This is a genomic window from Francisella salimarina (assembly GCF_007923265.1).
In the GTDB taxonomy this organism is placed as follows: Bacteria; Pseudomonadota; Gammaproteobacteria; order Francisellales; family Francisellaceae; genus Francisella; species Francisella salimarina.
In genome coordinates, this window is record NZ_VOJA01000004.1 from 367142 (window position 1) to 386898 (window position 19757).

The window sequence follows — 19757 nt, forward strand, 5'->3', positions numbered from 1 at the left end:
AAGGGACAAGATTTGGCTAGATTTCATATCGTATTGGGTTTTATAGTTTGCTTTTTTGCGTGGGTATTTTTTTTAATATTTCCACATCTTGACATACAAATAGCAGGCTATTTTTATGATTCATCTATGCACCAATTTACGGGTGGTTATGATGGTTTTTTGGGTTTTCTTCACTGGTTTGCGAGATTTTTTCCAATATTTTTTTCTATAGCTGTTATTTTATTTTTGTTGGGGTCCCTTTTCATAGATAAGCTTAAGATTAAGGCTAGAAAGGCTATATTTTTTGTGGCTGTTTGCTTATGGATTGGACCAGGTTTGGTTGTCAATTATGTATTCAAGGATCACTGGGGTAGACCTAGACCAGTTATGGTTCAGGAATTCAGTGGTGATAAGGTCTTTCAACCCCCGTTTGTGATATCATCACAGTGTGATAAGAACTGCTCTTTTGTGTGTGGTGATGCTTCGATGGGCTTTTGGATATTTGCATTTATGCCACTGGTTGCTACACGTAGAAAAAAAGCCATAGTATTTACTGCTGCAATATTAGCCGGAGGTGGTCTAGGGTTGATGAGAATAGCACAAGGAGGCCATTTCTTTAGTGATGTGGTGTTCTGTGGAGTATTCGTTTATATATGTACATGGATTGTTTATGCAATTATGTACCGGAAAAATAACGTTGATTTATAGGTTATAAACATACATAATTGAAGATTGAAGATATTGGTTGGAGCAGTATTATGGATTTAGGTTTTATTTTTATGGCAGAGGTTTGGAATATATAGAGAAGCATTGTTTTATCTCTAACTTTCTAACTATTTAATCGCTCTAAAAAAATCTTAAATTTCCTAGATACCGACCTAATTGTAAAGAGTAGCTTATTAATTTGCCTCTTTGATTTTTTAATATTGCCTATGGGAGAGAAAAATAATAGATGTCACAAAAGCTTAAACGTGGATTACATACTCGTCATATGTCAATGATAGCCTTGGGCGGCTGTATAGGGACAGGTTTATTTGTAGCACTTGGTGGGGCCATAGCCGATGCAGGGCCTGGAGGTACTGTTTTAGCGTATGTCATAATTGCAATAATGGTATATTTTTTAATGGCTAGTCTTGGTGAGATGGCAGCTCATAGTCCTGTTAGTGGAACATTTTGTGAGTATGCAACTCGCTATGTTGATCCTGCTTTGGGTTTCAGTACAGGTTGGAGTTATTGGTTTAATTGGGCGATAACCGTGGCAACTGAAGTAATTGCAGCTGCGATAATTATGCAGTACTGGTTTCCAGGAAGCTCTATATTATTATGGAGTGCATTTTTCTTTGTGCTCGTATTCGCTTTGAATATATTCTCAGTGAAAGTGTACGGTGAGGTTGAGTATTGGTTATCATTTATCAAAGTTTCAACAGTTATTATATTTATTATAGTTGGTTTCTTATCGATTCTTGGTATGGTTGGAAATCATGGCAGTGTAGGTTTTGAAAATTGGCGTATAGGCGATGCACCATTTCATAATGGCTGGTGGGGATTTATCTCTGTATTTATGATTGCCGGATTTTCATTTCAAGGGAGTGAGCTTATAGGTGTGACAGCTGGTGAAGCTAAAGATCCTGATACGTCTATTCCTAAAGCTATTAAACAAACTTTTTGGCGTTTGTTTATATTTTATATATTAGCAGTAGTGATAATTAGTTTCTTGATTCCATATAATAATCCTTCTTTGATACAGTCTAGTGCTGGAGATGATGTCTCGGTTAGTCCATTTACAATGGTTTTTGAGAGCGTTGGCTTAAGCTCAGCAGCTACTATTATGAATGTGATTATTCTTACTGCGATAATATCAGCATGTAATGCTAGTATGTATAGTGCGACTAGGGTCTTATGGCATTTGGGTAAGATTAAGCAAGCCCCTCAGTTTTTTGCAACTACTAATTCAAAAGGCACGCCAATAATTGCTCTTTTAATTACAGCTTTAATTGGTAGTTCGTTCTTTTTTGTATCATTTGTCGGAAGTGGGAAAATATTTACATGGTTAGTTAATGTATCAAGCTTAGCTGGTTTTATAGCTTGGTTCACAATTGCCTTGAGCCACTATCGCTTTAGAAGAGCATATATTAAACAAGGTAAGAGCTTGAATGATTTACCATTTGTTGCGAAGTTCTTCCCTTGGGCTCCGATTATTGCATTAATTTTGGTTTCTATCGTAATAGTTGGTCAAGGAGCAACTATGCTGACTATGGAGGGTAGAAGTTGGTCTAGTGTTATAATTGAGTTTCTATCAACTTATGTAGGTTTCTTTGCATTTGTGATACTATATTTTGCATATAAAATAATCAAAAAAACAAAACTAATAAAACTTGAGGATTGTGATCTTTCAAGGGAGTCGTAGTTGTAGCATTATGAACACTTTTTTTATTCAAGGCAGGGCTGGCCGAGTTGAAGCAGTCTATGATAAAGTCAAAGGTGCTAATCAAGGAATTGTAGCAGTTATATGTCACCCTCATCCGTTATATCAAGGCAGTATGCACAATAAGGTTGTGACAACTCTTTCTAGAGCTATGAAGACATTAAATATTGAGTCATATAGATTTAATTATAGAGGTGTTGGAGATAGTCAAGGAGAGTATGGAGAGGGGGTTGGTGAGTTGGAAGATCTTCTTTCTGTCTGTAAATGGATTAAGGAAAATACTTCTTTCAAAAAAATCATATTGTGCGGTTTTTCATTTGGTGGAGCTATAGCTTATATGGGTTTGAATAAACTTGATAATGTTGTGGGTCTAGTAACCATAGCGCCAGCTGTTGACAGGTTTGATTTGACTAAGTTTGGTGAGCCTAATAACATTCCTTGGCTTGTTGTACAGGGAATAGATGATGATACCGTAAATCCTAATTCTGTGTTTGATTTTACTCTTAAAACAGTTAAATCAGATTTAACATTAGTTAAAATGAATGAGGTTGGACATTTTTTTCATGGTAAGCTTATACAGTTGAAAGATGAGGTAGAAAAATTTTTAATACCAACCGTAGATGAACTATAAAACAAAAAAGGACCAAAGCAAATGAATAGAAATGTAGCACTAGAAGCAGTAAGAGTCACTGAGCTAGCAGCTTTAGCATCATGGAGTCAGATGGGTAGAGGCGATAAAATTGCTGCAGACCAAGCAGCTGTTGATGCGATGAGAAAGGCATTAAATGAAGTAGCTATTGACGGAACTGTTGTTATTGGAGAAGGTGAATTAGACGAAGCTCCTATGCTATATATTGGAGAAAAGGTTGGAGCAGGTGGCTGTGAGGTTGATATAGCTTTAGATCCACTAGAAGGTACAACTATAACATCTAAAGGTGGCCCAAATGCGCTTACAGTTTTAGCTGTAGCAGATAAAGGAGGTTTTTTAAATGCTCCTGATGTATACATGCAAAAAATTGCTGTTGGTGGTATTGATGCACCTAAAGGTATAGTAGATTTGGATGACTCAGTTACTGAGAACCTAAGAAGGGTTGCTGAGTTTAAGGGTGTGCATATGTCTGCGCTAGTTGTTTGTACTATGGATAGGCCTCGTCATGAACATATTATCAAAGAAGCACGTGAGTGTGGTGCTAGAGTTGTGCTTATTGATGATGGTGATGTATCAGGAGTTATTTCTACAGCTACGGAAGGATCAGGTATTGATGTATTTATTGGTACTGGTGGAGCTCCTGAAGGAGTTCTTTCAGCTGCAGCTCTTAAATGTCTTGGTGGTCAAATGCAAGCTAGGCTTGAATTTCATAGTGATGAAGAAGTTCAGAGAGCGCATAGGTTAGGCGTTACAGATCTTGATAAAAAGTACGATATTGATGATTTAGCATCAGGAGATATAGTTTTTGCTGCTACAGGTGTTACAGATGGTAATATGCTTAGAGGCGTGAAGAGAGTTAATAGTACTCGTAGAGGGTCTTATGCAGTTACTCATAGTGTGGTTATGCGTTCAACAACTAAGACTGTAAGACATATCACAGCAGAGCATAGCTTTGATTTTAAGGATGGTGTTGAGAAGTTTATGTCTTAAACTTACTTCAAACTCCTATTATTCTATTTTATATATTATCCAATATGTAAATCTTTATATTGTTAAGCTTGCATAGTAAACTTTAAAATGACTTTTGAAAATGTTAAGTTTATAGGATGTATTTTTTAAATAGTCACTAGAAAATGAGTCAAAATAGTATACTCTGGGTTACATTCATAATATATATTCTAATTATATTTAGTATAGGAATATATTCATATTTTCAAACAAAAAAAGTTTCGGATTATATGTTGGGTGGGCGGTCTTTGAGTGCTCCAATAGCAGCGTTAGGTGCTGGCGCATCTGATATGGGATCTTGGTTGTTATTAGCTTTGCCGGGAGCATTCATGGCTTCGGGGTTTAACCAGATATGGTTGCCATTAGGATTAACATTAGGAGCCTTTGTTAACTGGGGAGTTATCGCTAGGAGATTGCGTATTTACACGGAAATTGCCAAAGATTCGATAACAATTCCTGCATATTTTGAAAATAGGTTTCATGATAATAAAGGAGTAATAAGATCGTTAACAGCCATAGTAGTAGTTATCTTTTTTACGATATACACAGGCGCTGGGTTTGTATCAGGTGGTATTTTGTTTAGCTCAATGTTTGGTATTTCTTATCATGAAGCTTTGCTGCTAACGGCAACAATTATATTTATTTATACATGTGTTGGTGGTTTTTTAGCTATATCTTGGATTGATTTTTTCCAAGGAACTTTAATGCTTCTGGCATTATTGGTTGTACCAGCTGTAGTCTATTTCAATTTAGGCAGTGTGGATATTATAGATAATTTATCAAATATAAAAATTCAAGGTTTTTATGATGTTACTTCAGGAGTGCCTTTGATTACTATAATATCGTTACTTGCGTGGGGATTGGGATATTTTGGTCAGCCACATATAATTGTGCGTTTTATGGCAATAAAAGATCCAAATAAGACTTCACAAGCAATGTGGATTTGTATGATATGGATGATTTTAGCATTGATAGGAGCAGCTTGTGTAGGTATTCTTGGAGCTGCTTATTATAGTGATGGATTGACTAATCCGGAATCTGTATTCTTAAAACTGTCGGCAGTATTTTTTAACCCTTGGGTGGAAGGAATCTTACTTGCTGCAGTTTTATCAGCGGTGATGAGTACGTCATCAGCGCAATTGTTATCATTATCAAGTGCTTTCTCTGTTGATGTGTATGCGAAGTTTCTTAGGAAGAATGCTTCCCATAAAGAACTTCTTAATATTAGCCGCTTGGTAGTGTTATTGGTGACAGTTTTTGCGATTATACTATCGTATAATCCAGAGACAAGTATTTTAAAGTTAGTAGGTTTTGCATGGGCCGGACTTGGTAGCTCATTTGGTTCTGTGGTCATTTTTTCACTATTTTGGTCTAGGATGAATAAAAAAGGCGCCATTGCAGGGATTCTGGTAGGGTCGCTGACTGTTTTGATTTGGCCACTGTTTAGTGATTTAGGAGGATGGTTTAAAGTTTATGCTATGGTTCCAGGATTTACTTTAAGTAGTATATGTATAGTATTGGTTAGCTTACTAACATCTAAGCCTGAAGAGTCTGTGCAGTTAGAATATCAAAAATATAAACAATCATTATAATTACTTATTGTGAGAGTTACTTTTTTCAAGTAAAATTCTCATCATTTGAATTCTGTAATTTTTTATGAAAAAACTGTTATCATCTATAACAGCCTTGCTAGTTTTTTATGGTCTTTCTCAAGCTGGTGAAGATCTTGCAAGTATAGCTTTGTTGTCACTATTGTGTTGTTTTGTTATTTATCTTTTTGTAACATCTAAATCTCGCAGGTTGAATTTTGTAACTATAGTATACGTATGCTTGAGCTTTGTTTTTGTTACATTTGTGACAAAAGCTATATTGAATGTTGATTATGGTTCTCATCCTTTCATATCCATCTTGATATTGTGTATTTTATTGCCTACCTTTTTTTTACTTGGATATAGAATTATTTTGAGTATCCATTGCTTTATTGATAGTTTTTTTGGTAGAAGTACGAGCTATGAGGGAATTGAGCAAGAGTTAGGATGCTCCGTAGTTATAACTACTCGTAATGAACCTTTTGAAGTTTGTAAGTTAACTTTTGATTCGGCGTATCAGCTTGATTATCCTGCTGATAAATTTGAGATAATAATTGTTGATAACAGTGACTTAGATCATCCAGACTTCTTAAAATGGCAAGACTATGTTAGTAAACATAATATGAAAGGTGACGTTAGCTGTAAATTTATCCATAGAAAAGGCACAGAGGGATTTAAGCCACGCAATCTTGATATTGCCATGGAGCATATTTGCTATGACTATGTTTTATTTTTAGATGCTGACTCAACGTTACCTAAAAGTACATTAAAAGTGGGGTTGCCGGAGTTTAAAAAAGACGCTAAGCTTGGTTTTGTTAGCTTCTTGATAGAAAGTACTAACTATAGCACTAATTTAGTTACAAAAGTGGCCAGTATCTTCCAAAATACAATTCGCTATTTTAACGAGTTCGTAGGTAAATATGGATATTGTAACTATCAAGGGCATAATGGTATTTGGAGTAAGCAAGCCTTACAAGCGACATCTAAATGGGAAGAGTACTATAGATCTCAAGTGATGGTAACAGAAGATATTGCTGCTGGATTTAGATGTTATGAAGCAGGGTTCAATAGTAAGCCGATATTTCTTAAAACAGGTGAGTGGGTTCCTACATCTCTCAAAGAATTTGAGAAAATGTGGTTAAGGTGGTCTTTTGGTGGTATGCAAGTTATGCATAAGTATATGTCAAAGATAATAAGCTCCTCAAATCTGAATTTTAGAGTTAAGCTTGATATGTTGTATTTACTTTTTAAGGTTGTAGCTTCAGGTTTTCCAATATTTGCATTATTATTAGTGCTTTTTCCAAGAAGTAATGTAGCTTTTGTATCAATAGTAAATGTTACTCTTATCCCATTAGTTATATTGAGTGTATGGTATTATTTATATGGAGATATTAAAGGTAATTTTATAAGTAAAATTTCTCAGATTTATATAGCGATGTTTATGTTATCATCATTTGTATTTTGGTGTGGTATAAAAGCTGAGATTAACTACTATTTGAATAAACCCCAAGGCTGGAAACCAACAAGTAAGGTTTTTGATAAGGTTGAAGGCTGGACTCAGGTTATCTATGATAATTTTGGTAAATTAAGCTTTTCTATTTTAGGTCTTTCAATAGCAATATATTCTATTTCTAAGCTTTATAGCCAAGTAGATTTTTATCTATACTTGTTATGTATGTTGCCAAGTATATTGCTTTTTTTAAATACTATACTGTGTGTGTTAGTATTAGGTAGGGCGAAATACTAGAGTAATATTGATGATGGAGTATGATAATCTTATTTTTTTGATTGTGGCTTTTGGTTTTGTCCTTCTTAATGCTTTTTTTGTTATAGCTGAATTTTCATTAGTTAAGATAAGAAGTTCGCAAGTTGAGGTTTTAAGTAAGAGAAATGGATTACAGGGTAGAATACTTTACAAGGTTCATAGCAATATAGATATCTATCTTTCTGCTTGTCAATTTGGTATAACACTAGCTTCATTAGGTTTGGGATGGGTTGGAGAACCTGCCTTTTCTGAACTATTAGAGCCAGTTTTTGTATTTTTTGGAGTTACAGGGAATCTTTCAAGAATTATTGCTTTTGCAATTGGGTTTGCGATTATATCATTTCTGCATATAGTGATCGGCGAGCTTATGCCTAAGTCAATGGCTATCAGGCAAACTGAAAGGCTATCCTTGCTTACTTGTATACCTCTATATGTTTTTTATTGGTTAATGTTTCCATTTATTTGGATATTAAACATTACAGCAAACAAGCTTTTAAAGTTATTTAATTTAGACACTGTGGCAGAGGCTGAGTATGGGTATACTACAGATGAGGTCAAAATTATTTTAAAAAGTAGCCACCTAAAAAAACCTCTTACAGAAGAGCATAGAGATATTTTATTAAGAATGGTTGAGTTTTCGCATCTACAGGCAATCGATGCTATGAGGCCTATAGAAGAGATGGTAGTTATTGATTATGATTCATCAGTTAGACAAAAGCTCGAAGTGGTCAAAGACAATCTTTATACGAGATACCCTGTTTATCAAGGAGATAAAGGTAATATTATTGGAGTAATTCATACAAAGGATATTCTATGTGCCTTAGATAATGATTTACGACAAGAGAGTTTAAGGCCGATATTAAAAGTGTCTCATCATGATCAATTAATTGATGTTTTGCGAAAATTCCAGCAAGGTAAGCCTCACTTTGCATTAGTCTATAAAAAAAATAAACCTATAGGGTTTATTACGTTAGATAACTTATTAACAATAATGATTGGTAGAATCTCTGATGAATTCCATCTTGTTAAAGAGCCATGGGTAACATTAGCGAATAACAAATTCTTGATAAAGTCTCAGGCACCTGTGTACGCAATAGAAAAATTAGCAGATGTTGATCTTTCTGAATATCCAGTAGATACTGTTATTGATTTGTTAATTGCTTTATTTGGGCATCAGCCAACAATAGATGATGTATGGGAGCAGGAGAGTTTTTATATTAGACCGTATAGGTTTGAGGGTAATTCTCTAGAAGAGGTTATTCTAGAGCTTAAGTAGGATGCCAAAAATTCAAAGTATGAAAAAGTGACTTAAAAAAATAGCTGTGTTAGTATATGGCAGAAATTTTATTAAGAAAAAATGATTAAATGGTTAACTTTAGGTTCTATAAAACTAACAAACAAAAAGGAATATCTTTGGTTGAGAGTATAATCTCATCAGGGTTGATTTTGTTTGTTTTGTCATCATCATTTTTGGTAATAAATTCCTCGATAACCACTTCAGTAATAGCAGAAAAGAAAACACAACTAATACAGGAGTTAGATAAAAAAATAGCTATTTATGTTTTAACTGGTAAATTTAATACTAAGGCAGTCAGTAGTGATTATTTTTTTCAGAAAAGAGTTAGTAATCCTAAAATGATTAAATTTATCGCTAAAAATAAGAATTTTGATATTTGTGTTTCTAAGGAAGTTATGAAATATGTGTCAAATTCATAGGAATCGGCTGATTTCAGGCTTTACGCTAGTTGAGCTCATGGTTGGTATCACTATTTCTATCATAGTGATTACGATGGCAGTCAATATATATGTGTCTACAAAAAGGAGTTATCAAAAAGCAAAGCTTAATATTGAGCAAAATATAAAAGTTATTTCAGCGCAGAAAGTGCTTTCTGATGCTATTGTAAATGCAGGTTTATCATGTAAATATGGATCAGATCATCAACTTTATGTCAATAGAACTGGAGAAGACTCTCGTAGATTTAAGTTTTTTTACGATAATTATTCAGTTAGATTAGGAAAGTTATCGACCATAGAAAATTTGTTAAAAAATTCTTCTAACCAAAAATTTTTATTCCATTCTGGTACAGACTACTTGATGGTTAAAACAGAAAACTCATCTGCAGAACTTACGCAAAAACCATTAAATTTAAGTTTGTATTTAGACAAAACTCAGCAATGGCAGAATGGTGATTATCTAGCACTTTGTAATAATGACTATATAGATATTGTTAAAATATCTAGCACTAATAATGAAACAAAACAAATAAGACTTGCCTCAGCGCCAGCTAATGAATTTAACAAGGGTGATTATATAGGTAAGATAAATATTCAAATTTTTTTTACAGCTGCTACAGTCGATCCTAAGAAACCAAGTGAATATAAGTATTCTTTGTATATGTTAGTTAAAAATGGTCAAGCTCATGCAACAGTATATCCCATCGTGGAAGGGGTTTCTGATCTTAAGTTAACTTATGCTGTTTCAGATAACAAGAATCTTTCTTGGAAAGAAATATATCAAGATACAAGCTTGAATGAAATAGGAGCTAAAGCACTAAAAATATCATTTAAATTGGATAATCAGTATTATGATAAAGTAGTTTTGTTATGAAATATTTTCGTTTAGTGAGTTTGATAAGAGAATCAGGATCTTCATTATTATCGGCAATGATATTTGCCTTTGTGGTGTTAGTTACAGTATCAAGCCTTGCATATATTGTTAGGTACAATTTATTGAGCATAAAAAGTCTCCAGTCACAAGAAATAATATCAACGGTGGAGCAGCAATATATTCAAGAAATATCTCGCAAAGGAGCTATAGCTACAGGAAGTTCTGAATTCGGCGATTATCTCATAGAAAATGCGTTACAGCGTAATAGACAAGCTATTTTCTCTAATAGTAATACTGTGGTAAATCTATATGATTCGGAGCCGACGGCAATAAGTATGGATATGCAGCATAAGCTTTTTTATAAAGATAAGCTAATGTTAACTAAGAAAATAATCTATAAAGAGTTACCAAAACATTCGATGACTGACTATCACTCATCTTTGATACCAATTAATGTTCCGTATGTTGATGTTGCAAGAATGAGTAGTTCACAGAAGTTTTATAGACTTAATACAAATCAGGAGATTAGTGACTCAGAGCGAGGCTATATAGGATACATCAAAAAAGAGTATGATTGGCTGTTGGTATCGATTAATAATAATATCCAAATTATAAATCTGAAAAATTTAGATTTGTCTGAAAATTATAATGTTAAAGTTGGTTGGCAACTTCGTAAAGGTAATTGGCACGTATTATTAGCCATATATGATAGTCAGCATTTGTATATATTCAAAACTAGGCTAAGCGATCTGACAAATAATTTTTCTAAGGCAATTTTAGATTTGTCAACGCCATGTAAAATAATTAATACACCCAAGGATATAGCAGCATTAAGTTGGTACTATCAATTAGATGAAACGCAACCTAGTTTGGTAGTTTTATCTACACGTAGAGATAGTTCAGGTAGTATGAGTATTATTGTGCAAGATGTTGAATATGACGAGTCTAATAGTAGATATACAGTTTTGATAAAAGATATAATAAATGCGAATGAGGAAACTAATAATAGTAATATTTATGTACAGGCATTAGACCCAAGTAGAACTCTTTCAAAAAGCTTACTGTATCTATTCATTGGAAATAAATTAATAGTTTATGGTTTAGATAACTCTTTCAAAGCTAGTAAAAAAGAGGTTGATTTAGGTAAAGTTGTTGAGAACCCTCCTATAATTGTTAGGAAAAATCAATATAGTAATTATATTTTGGCTTATAATGGGGATCACTATTATCAGTATTTATATACTAATAATACTAAGCTCATTAGAGTTGTAAAAATAATAAGATATCCCAAAGAAAAAATCCAAAATATAATAGTTAAATACGGTCTAAAGTTTATAGTTACTAGGATGAAAGTTTATATAGAGGACTTTAATAATGAGCGTGTTGAGACAGTTGAGATATAGGTGAATAACTTGATAAAGCTAAAATATGTTGTATTAGTATCTATTTTTTTTCTGGTCTCTAATTTGGTATATGCTAGTAGTTGTCAGCTTATTGATAATCAGAGTGGCTATAAGGGATTTTTAGAGTTTAGTTGTGATGCGGAAATATCGCTTGATGATAATAAAATTGTTTTTTATCTAATAGGAAAGGGTGTTGATGTTGATTCAATAGATCTTGCAAATGCAGATGTTAAATACTCTGTTGATGATATTGCTGAAAATGTTAAAAGAGTTAGTTTAAATATCTCAAAAAAAACTTTGTTTATCGACTTTGATTATTTTGCATATAAAGATAAACCAGTAAAACTAAAAATAACTGTGAAAAAGAATAGTAACTTGAATTATAAGGTTCTTTGGGGTGGGATTGTAAAAAACTCATACAAAATTCAAAAAAGTAGTGGTAATAATCTTCAGTTTTATAGAACTACATCAAAAGATATCTTTGCAATTAAAGATGGCTTCAAATGTACATTAAATGATGATTGTGATGGCAGGATAAAGCTTCTAACTCAAAATAATTTAGAAAATCATAAATCGTTACAAAAAGTTTTGGGTTATCTAAATTTTGGCATTATTTACCAAAAATTAGATTAATATTAAATTTAGTAAAGGATAGATAAGTATTTTTATGATATTATATTAGTTATCTGTATAGAAATGCTGATGTGATTTATATCTTGAGAAAGTACGATAAGGGCTTAAATACTAAAAAACGTAAAGGATTCACCTTTCTTGAAGTTTTAATTGCTTCATTATTGGGTGTGTTTGTTCTTATTGCTGTTTTTTATGCGGTTGGAAATATACTATCAAATGGGGTTTTAACTGAGAAAAGGGTTGAACTAGCAAATGAGTTAGAGGCTAGAGTAGACAATTATATGTTAGCGGGAAATTTTGATGATAGTCCATCAGGAGACTTGGCTTTTAGTAGGGTTGATAGTGGCAGTGGTATACGTGAATTCATAGGAATAAATTCTAACTTTTCATTACAAGTTATCAAGAGAGCTTATGTGCCTATAACAGTTGCTGAGATTATTGATCGTGAGCTGGGTCCATATATGCGTCGTGCTAATGAAATATATATTGAGAAAAATGCAAGTGTGATTGATGATCCAGCGGTATTAGCGGATATAGAGGTGGCAAGGAATCAATATTTGTCAGCTAGTACGAGTAAGTGGTCGTCAAGTACCGCAGTTTTATTAAATTTAGGTACTACTCAAATTGTAACAACAGTTCCATTAGCTGATGCACCACTTGGTTCTGGTGCTTATATAACTGTAGCACCATTTACTAACGCTGATATTACTCCGGCTATTTTATGGCACTGTACGGCTTTTGGGTTTGATTCTGATTTGCTTCCTTCTTGGTGTGTTTTATAGTAGAGGATAGAGATGCTAGCATTTTTGAACAAAAGAAATAAAAAAGGCTTCACTTTAACAGAACTATTAGTTGCTACAGTGATTGCAGTGATTGCACTTTCTGCTTTGATTAATACATATATAGGAGTTAAGCATAGTTATACAGAGTATAAAGATAAAACAACTGCAGAATCTAGTGGGTTACTGGTTAAAAATTTTTTATATGATTTTATTAAAGATGTCGGTTTTGCCTGTAATTTTGGTAGCTTAAATCAAACATATTATGATAGTACTTCCGATTCTCTTGATAATTTCTTTTATAATTCAGCAATGATTCAAGTAGGTCAGTTGCCTCTACCAGTTTCTGATCATTTATCAGAGGCTTTAGAAAATGGATGCTCTGGAGAGTGCTTTAAGAGTGGCACAGATTACATAATGATAAAGAAAGAAGAAAGTCATGCTTATCTTACACAAATAAACTCCTCTAGTTCAGAATTACATACTACTTCAGTAGAAGATATATCTGCTGGAGACTATTTGTTTCTGTGTAATAAAAATCATATTAATCTTGTCAAAGCAACGGGTATCAATAGTGGAAGTGGTATTATTGACTTATCTCGAGCACCACAGGGTAGTGATTATTACCCTGGAGACTATGTCGGTAAATATTCTTTACAAATTTTGTATATTAGAGATACTGGAGAGAAAGATGATGACGGACAAAGTATTTATTCGTTATATGTATTTATCAAAGATAGTAATTCTAATGGGGTATCTCACGAACTTGTAAGGGGTGTTGATAACTTAACTGTTGAGTTAGCAACTATTAGTAATGGTAATATAACATGGAATAATGTTTCTACTGATATAGATGTTAGTAGTTCTAATTATTCATCAATTAAGATATCTTTTGACTTAGATGGGCAAACATTTCGTAAGATAATTAACTTATAGGTTATTAAAATGACAAAAAAAATTAAAGGCTCTGCACTATTAGCATCTTTAATATTTGCCTTCGTAATACTAGTAGTAGTATCAGCACTTGCGTATAACTACAGGATGGATTCTTTAGCGGTTAGTACTATGCTTGATCAAAAGCAAAATATAGGTGTGGATGAGGGCTATTTTGGCAGCATTATAGGTGGCTTGGATACTTCACAAGATAAAGAAGAAACAATAGATGGTTATAGATTTCAGACAACTATTGATTCTTCGGTCCTGAAATTTTTGTATGATAACAATAATGCTGACTTATATGAAGCGGAGCCATATATAATAACTTATAATTATACTCATAGATTTTTTGAGAATGAGATCAACCGATACACCAGAGAATTTATATATAATACATTACCAAGTTCTTCTGTTATGACTCAATATGACAGGTCAGTTATTCCTCTAAATCTACCATATATTAATGCTGAAGCTATGAGTCAAGCAGAATATAATTATAAAATTGGAAGTCAAAATGCAGTTCCAGTTGAGGGAGGCTATATTGGATATTTACAAAAGCCTGTGATAGATGGTTATGATGGTACTGGATCAAAGGATGACTATATCGTTGAGCAAGGTAATGGTAATATAAAGTATATTTTATGTCATAAGCCAGAGGACGGTGGAAATAGAATAGTTGTATCAGAGAACTCTTGGGATGCTCACCATGATCATGGTGATTATAGGGGACCTTGTTTGGATAATGGTTCACGTAGTTTTACGATAAATGTATATGGTAATACTTTAACTATGACTTTCCCTGAGGTTTTGGCTTTGAGTTATTATCATTTCAGTGTAGGTTGGGGTCTTGAAAATGGTCAATGGACTCTTTATTTAGCTATTTATGATTTAGATAGAGTCTATACTTCTTCAGCTGCTCTCAATGATATCAAGAACAATCCATCAACAGCAGAAGTATCTTTATCAAACTGGAAAGAGGTCTCTGGATTAGAAGAGTTTGATGGTGGTGATATTGTTAATGTAACATGGTACTTTGATAATGTAGAAGATGTTCCAAAGTTACTAGTTCTGGAAAAGTTTCTTAGAGATGGTGACTATGATATGGATGTTTATCGAACAACTTATGCTTCAGCTAGCAAAACTTATGCAGCTACGCTAACGGATAGATTTGTCACTGGCTCAACCAATTTTAATGATAAAGAGGTTTTTACAGTCGTTCCGGATAGTTTATTTACATTATTCGGTGCAGTACCATTAATCTTTCAAGGTAAGAATATCATAGACTTTAATTATGATGCTCCTTATAAATTAGGTGATGGGGTAGGTTCAACTAAATCAGTTTTAACAGCTAATGTTACCAATAAGCCAGTTATTATCAAGAAAAATGCAACACAGTTTTATATAGTCTATTTCAATAATAATACTGTCTATAAATATCTCTATAATTATGGAGTAGGAGCACCATCACTAGTGTTACCAAATAATAGTTTCTCCGGACAAACTATTCAAAAAATTATTGCCAAATATGGGGCTTTATTTATTATTACAAATAGTAATATATATGTTGAAAATATCTCAAATTCAGCACTGATAAGCCGCGTGGCTATATATGGAGCAAATTATCAAATTGCTAGAGATAGTAGTGGTAGAATTTATGCTATGCCAGATGGTTTTACTTGTACTATCAATGGCAATTGTAATACTTCTTCTAGAGTTTATCTTGATAGTGGATGTGGAGCATATAGTGGTGGTTGCGATGCAATGAATGAGCTTGATGATTTGTCATCATACCTAAATATAGTTTATAAGAATTTCAGCTATTAAGATTTTTTCCAAAAATACTAAAATTTAGTTATACTGATAGCTTATGATATAAGACTTATGATATGGATAATTACTATATGATTTTTTATAACTCGTTATCTGGTAAAAAAGAAGAATTTAAGCCAATTGAGCCTAATAAAATTAAGATGTATGCATGCGGGGTTACAGTGTATGATGATTGTCATATCGGTCACGCTAGAACATACATAGCTTTTGATGTTATTAATAGATATTTCAAGTATCGTGGCTTTGATGTTACATTCGTGCGTAATATTACAGATATAGATGACAAAATTATCAAAAGAGCTAAAGAAAATATTGAATCTACTACTGAGCTAGTTGATAGAAATATTAAAGCAATGCATGAAGTGTTTGATAAACTTAATATTCTTAAGCCATCTTTTGAACCTAAAGCAACGGAAACGATCCCAGAAATGATAGCTATGATTGAAACTCTCGTTGAGAAAGGCTTTGCTTATCAAGGTGCAAATGGAGATGTGTTTTATAGAGTAGCTGAGTTTGCTGATTATGGTAAATTGAGTAAGCAAAATCTAGAAGCACTTGAGCAAGGATCAAGAGTAGACGTTGTTGAAGAAAAAGAAAACCCAATGGATTTTGTACTTTGGAAAAAAGCAAAAGAGGGTGAGCCTGCTTGGGAGTCGCCTTGGGGTGCTGGTCGTCCGGGTTGGCATATAGAGTGTTCAGCAATGTCAAAGAAGATTTTGGGTGATACCTTTGATATTCATGCTGGTGGCTCAGACCTTAGATTTCCACATCATGAAAATGAAGTAGCTCAATCAGAAGCTTGTAATGATTGTAAATATGTAAATTATTGGCTACATTCTGGCATGGTAAAAGTTAATGCAGAGAAGATGTCAAAGTCTTTGAATAATTTTTTTACTATTAAAGAGGTATTACAAGAATATCATCCTGAAGTTATAAGATATTTCTTGGCTTCTACTGTATACAGAAGTGAAATCAACTATTCGAAAGAGAATCTTGATAATGCCAAAGCGTCTGTCGAAAGGCTATTTAATGCTCTTCGAGATATTGAGCCAATTGAGATAAATCTGCCTGATGATGCTAACGAGTATGAAGAGAAGTTTATCAAAGCTATGGACAATGACTTTAATACTCCGGAAGCTTTAGCAGTTCTATTTAGCTTGGCTAAAGAGATAAATACATTAAAAACAACAAATAAATATAAAGCTAGTGGTTATGCATTTTTACTACGCAAGCTTTGTGATGTATTGGGTATTTTATTTACTGATATAGAAGATTACTTCAAGCAGGGTGATGGTGTAGACGCTAGCGAAATTGAGAAGCTTATAGCAGAGCGTGCTCAAGCTAAAAAAGATAAAAATTATGCTAGAGCTGATGAGATTAGAAATGAGCTTCAGAATCAGGGAATAATATTAGAAGATAGTGCAACTGGTACCACATGGAAGAAAGGTTAATAGATGTATTCAAGTGAAAAACAACAAGATATTATAGATAGTCTACATACAATTAGAGATTATATCCGTTGGACAATCTCGGAGATGACAGCAAATAATGTTTATTTTGGTCATGGTTCTGAATCTATTTGGGATGAGGCTGTACACCTTGTACTTAGTGCAATAAATGTATCTCATGATATTGATAGCAATATGGTAGGCTCAAGATTGCTCAAAGAAGAGAAAAAAATAATTATTAATTATGTTTATCAAAGAGCTTGTCAGCGCAGACCTTTACCATATATTCTAAAAAAAGCTTGGTTTGCAGGTATGGAGTTTGATATTGATGAGAGAGTTATTATTCCTCGTTCACCAATAGCTGAGCTTATACGTAATGAGTTTTCACCATGGATTAATGATATTGATGATGTTAATAATGTATTGGACTTATGTACGGGTAGTGGCTGTATAGGCATCGCTTGTAGTAATGTTTTTGAAGATGCAAATATAACTTTGGTTGATATATCTGATGATGCCTTAGCTGTAGCAAATCATAATATCAAAAAGCACCAGTTAGGTGATAGGGTAAAAGCTGTTAAGTCTGATTTATTTGGTAGTCTTCAGGACCAAAAGTTTGATTTGATTGTCTCAAATCCTCCTTATGTTGATAGAGAAGATTTAAATAGTATGCCACAAGAGTATCATTATGAACCTAAACTTGCTCTAGAGGCTGGAGATGATGGGTTAGACTTAGCAAAAAGAATAATTCTTGAAGCTGACCAGTATATGACAGAAAAGGGAGTGTTGATCGTTGAGGTAGGCAATAGTCAGTATGCTCTTATGGAGATGTGTCCTGATATTCCTTTTACGTGGTTAAGCTTTGCTGATGGTGGTGATGGTGTGTTTTTACTTACTTATGATGAACTAGTTAAATATAAAGATTCATTTAAAAAATATTTCCAAAGCTAATATTTAGTCTATAATCTCTTCAGAATTCAATCTTTTAAAAATTTAGGATTAGTAAATGCCTAATGATCCTTTTAAAAAAATATCATCTGATAAAACAGTTATTCTCATAATTTGTCTTTTTGGTTTGATGTCACAATTTGCTACTGATAGTTTTACACCGTCATTACCTCATATTGCTGACTATTTTCATGCTGCTGCAAAAGATATTAAGTTAACTGTCGGGATATATTTCTTTGGTATGACGTGCTCTATGCTTGGGTTTGGTTATTTATCAGACAAATATGGACGCAAACCGACATTGCTAGCAGGTTATTTTGTATTTTGTATTGCAAGTATACTTTGTATGTTAGCTCAGAGTGAATCTCAGTTGCTATTTTTTCGCTTTTTGCAAGGGATTGGGATGGGTAGTTCTTTTGTATCTTTTCGTGCAATTATGAAAGATGTTTTCAGTGATAGTCAATCACTTGCGAAAGCTAGTCTTGTAATCACTAGTATAGTTTCATTAACGCCACCTCTAGCCCCGATTACTGGAGGAATTATCCAAGAGACTATTGGATGGCGTGGTAATTTTGCTTTACATTCAATAATGGCACTTGCGATTACAGTTTTGATTGTTAAGTATTTACATCTAGAAGCTATACCAAAAAGTAGCTATAAGCTTCTAGAGTCATATAAGAAAATATTATCTCATAAAGTCTTTGTCCTTAACGCAATATGTAGTGGTTTGGCGTTATCGCTTGTTTTTGTGTTTGCAACACTTTCACCATTTTTCTTCCAAGTAAAATTAGGATTTTCTGCTGTTGAGTTTTCATTTTTATCAGCAGCAGTAATTATACCCTCAGCAATATTTTTAATAATCTTTAAAAATAAGATTAGTAAACTAGATATGGATAAGGTAATACTTTATTGTGGATCTTTTTCTGCATTAAGTGGTATATTACTGGCTTTATCATATTTTATTTTTGGATTAGATGCTAAGGTAATTGTTGTATTATGTGCTTTAGCCTTTTGTGGGAATGTCTTTCAGTATACAGCTACTTACATTTGTGCTTATAAGGATATACACACAGAGATTGGCGTAGCATCGGCAATATTTGGATTCATACAGATAGCTGTTACAACTGTTTCATCATCACTTGTTTCTAGTATTAGCCTTAATAATCAATTTTTATTTGGATTATTAATGATGGTACCACCATTATTGATAGTGATTTTAAAAATAATTGATCTTAAAAAACTTTTGTAAATCAGGCGTATATGATTAAATTAGAAAAATTTACAGAAAACAATATACCTGATCTTTTGTCTGAATTGAAGGAGTATGACATTCGTTTTTTATATCAGTTTGGTGGTATTAATTATCAATTTCCTCTTGATTACCTTCAGATAAAACAAACTATGGATAATAAATTAAACTTACTCTTTAATGTTATAAATGATGAGAGTAAATCAATTGGACATTGTCAAATAATTAGATTAGATCAGGCTAACAAAAAAGCTTCTATAGGTAGGTTACTAATATATGAGCAATATAGAGCAAAAGGCTTTGGCAAGTTAATGATCAAAAAGCTTTTAGAATTTGCTAAATCTATTGGTTTACAAAGCATAAGCTTGAGAGTTTTTGATTTTAATAGCTCAGCAATTAAATGTTATGAAGCTATAGGATTTGAGAAAACTATAGAAGAATATATTGATATTCCTAGTTTAAAAGAAAAATGGAAGATAATCTCAATGGAGATTGAGATTTAAGAAAA

18 protein-coding genes are annotated in these 19757 nt (G+C 33.0%); all 18 read left to right on the forward strand.

Annotated elements, in window-relative coordinates; translation table 11 throughout:
* Positions 1–12 precede the first annotated feature (12 nt).
* Positions 13–687, forward strand: a complete 675-nt coding sequence (gene lpxF / locus FQ699_RS07325) for a lipid A 4'-phosphatase LpxF (protein ID WP_041263582.1) — start codon at positions 13–15, stop codon at positions 685–687.
* Between the two features lie 244 nt (positions 688–931).
* The gene (locus tag FQ699_RS07330) at positions 932–2386 is read left to right on the forward strand and encodes an amino acid permease (protein ID WP_146421762.1); all 1455 of its coding nucleotides are present in this window, start codon (positions 932–934) and stop codon (positions 2384–2386) included.
* Between the two features lie 10 nt (positions 2387–2396).
* Complete coding sequence (locus FQ699_RS07335) at positions 2397–3035, forward strand: alpha/beta hydrolase (protein ID WP_146421763.1); 639 nt, start codon at positions 2397–2399, stop codon at positions 3033–3035.
* Positions 3036–3056: 21 nt separating this feature from the next.
* Positions 3057–4043, forward strand: a complete 987-nt coding sequence (gene glpX, locus FQ699_RS07340; protein ID WP_013922103.1) for a class II fructose-bisphosphatase — start codon at positions 3057–3059, stop codon at positions 4041–4043.
* A 143-nt stretch (positions 4044–4186) separates the two neighbouring features.
* Positions 4187–5653, forward strand: a complete 1467-nt coding sequence (putP, locus tag FQ699_RS07345) for a sodium/proline symporter PutP (RefSeq protein ID WP_041263583.1) — start codon at positions 4187–4189, stop codon at positions 5651–5653.
* 64 nt (positions 5654–5717) lie between these two features.
* The gene (locus tag FQ699_RS07350) at positions 5718–7397 is read left to right on the forward strand and encodes a glycosyltransferase family 2 protein (RefSeq protein WP_146421764.1); all 1680 of its coding nucleotides are present in this window, start codon (positions 5718–5720) and stop codon (positions 7395–7397) included.
* A gap of 10 nt (positions 7398–7407) precedes the next feature.
* Positions 7408–8691 (forward strand): hemolysin family protein, encoded by a 1284-nt coding sequence (locus tag FQ699_RS07355; protein WP_146421765.1) that lies wholly within the window; start codon positions 7408–7410, stop codon positions 8689–8691.
* Positions 8692–8780: 89 nt separating this feature from the next.
* On the forward strand, positions 8781–9131 hold the full coding sequence (locus tag FQ699_RS07360; protein WP_146421766.1) for a type II secretion system protein: 351 nt from the start codon (positions 8781–8783) through the stop codon (positions 9129–9131).
* Positions 9115–10023 (forward strand): PilW family protein, encoded by a 909-nt coding sequence (locus FQ699_RS07365; protein ID WP_146421767.1) that lies wholly within the window; start codon positions 9115–9117, stop codon positions 10021–10023. The genes FQ699_RS07360 and FQ699_RS07365 overlap by 17 nt, the downstream gene beginning before the upstream one ends.
* On the forward strand, positions 10020–11426 hold the full coding sequence (locus FQ699_RS07370) for a hypothetical protein (RefSeq protein WP_179951683.1): 1407 nt from the start codon (positions 10020–10022) through the stop codon (positions 11424–11426). Before FQ699_RS07365 ends, FQ699_RS07370 begins: the two co-directional genes overlap by 4 nt.
* Positions 11427–12059 carry a hypothetical protein gene (locus FQ699_RS07375; RefSeq protein ID WP_224728122.1) on the forward strand — a complete coding sequence of 211 codons (633 nt, stop codon included), beginning with the start codon at positions 11427–11429 and terminating at the stop codon, positions 12057–12059. It abuts the gene before it with no gap.
* A gap of 83 nt (positions 12060–12142) precedes the next feature.
* Positions 12143–12841, forward strand: coding sequence for a PulJ/GspJ family protein (locus FQ699_RS07380; RefSeq protein WP_146421768.1), 699 nt, complete (start codon positions 12143–12145; stop codon positions 12839–12841).
* Positions 12842–12853: 12 nt separating this feature from the next.
* On the forward strand, positions 12854–13774 hold the full coding sequence (locus FQ699_RS07385; RefSeq protein WP_146421769.1) for a PilW family protein: 921 nt from the start codon (positions 12854–12856) through the stop codon (positions 13772–13774).
* Between the two features lie 9 nt (positions 13775–13783).
* The gene (locus FQ699_RS07390; RefSeq protein WP_146421770.1) at positions 13784–15598 is read left to right on the forward strand and encodes a hypothetical protein; all 1815 of its coding nucleotides are present in this window, start codon (positions 13784–13786) and stop codon (positions 15596–15598) included.
* 77 nt (positions 15599–15675) lie between these two features.
* Positions 15676–17055, forward strand: a complete 1380-nt coding sequence (cysS, locus tag FQ699_RS07395) for a cysteine--tRNA ligase (protein WP_440137196.1) — start codon at positions 15676–15678, stop codon at positions 17053–17055.
* A 3-nt stretch (positions 17056–17058) separates the two neighbouring features.
* Positions 17059–18003, forward strand: a complete 945-nt coding sequence (prmB, locus tag FQ699_RS07400; RefSeq protein ID WP_146421772.1) for a 50S ribosomal protein L3 N(5)-glutamine methyltransferase — start codon at positions 17059–17061, stop codon at positions 18001–18003.
* A gap of 55 nt (positions 18004–18058) precedes the next feature.
* The gene (locus tag FQ699_RS07405) at positions 18059–19249 is read left to right on the forward strand and encodes an MFS transporter (RefSeq protein WP_146421773.1); all 1191 of its coding nucleotides are present in this window, start codon (positions 18059–18061) and stop codon (positions 19247–19249) included.
* Positions 19250–19260: 11 nt separating this feature from the next.
* Positions 19261–19752, forward strand: a complete 492-nt coding sequence (locus FQ699_RS07410) for a GNAT family N-acetyltransferase (protein WP_146421774.1) — start codon at positions 19261–19263, stop codon at positions 19750–19752.
* The last annotated feature ends 5 nt before the right edge of the window (positions 19753–19757 follow it).